At 36.5% G+C, this 608-nt stretch carries 1 protein-coding gene; it reads left to right on the top strand.

What is annotated here, in order from left to right:
* Positions 1 to 36 precede the first annotated feature (36 nt).
* Positions 37 to 543, top strand: coding sequence for a hypothetical protein (locus tag FOE74_RS04900; RefSeq protein ID WP_149097489.1), 507 nt, complete (start codon positions 37 to 39; stop codon positions 541 to 543).
* The last annotated feature ends 65 nt before the right edge of the window (positions 544 to 608 follow it).

Raw genomic sequence — 608 nt, 5'->3', positions numbered from 1 at the left:
CGTTGGCATTAATTAAAATATAAAATCAAATGGTTAATGGATAAAAAAGCCTATCTATTTACTCTTGCTTCCACCTTGTTAATATTATTTTTTGGGCTTGGGTACTTTATGCTTTTTGCTAAACAAGGCTCGTTTCATTGGCTTCCGTTCATTCTGATTTTTGCTGTAATTCCTTTTTTACTTTATAAGTCGCTACAATTTTACCAACTAAACACAAAAACAAGTCTGGGATTGGCGGTAGGTTCAGTTCTAATCGTTGGCCCAGCCTTCGGACTCTGGATTGGAGAAATATCGGATTACGAATTCTCAACTTACGGTGCGACAACAAAAGGAATTGTAGTTGAGAAATGGTATAGTAAGCCATCAAGGAAAAGAGAAGGACAATGGCTTGTTAAATGCAAATTCACAATCGACAATGAACAATATAGCACTTACAACGTGCGGGATAGGGAAAATAGCCTTAAAATTGGGGATACATTACTGATACAATATTCTAAACGGAACCCAGAAAACAATGTGATACCAGCTTTAAAAAATAACTAATGCCAACATTGTATAAAAATCATGCTTCGGCCGACGGCCTTGCACGTTTTTTATACGAGACCGTT

The organism is Rufibacter glacialis, assembly GCF_008271745.1.
GTDB classification, from domain to species: domain Bacteria; phylum Bacteroidota; class Bacteroidia; order Cytophagales; family Hymenobacteraceae; genus Nibribacter; species Nibribacter glacialis.
The sequence above is the reverse complement of the archived record's forward strand: the minus strand, read 5'-3'. Positions and strand labels throughout refer to the sequence as shown.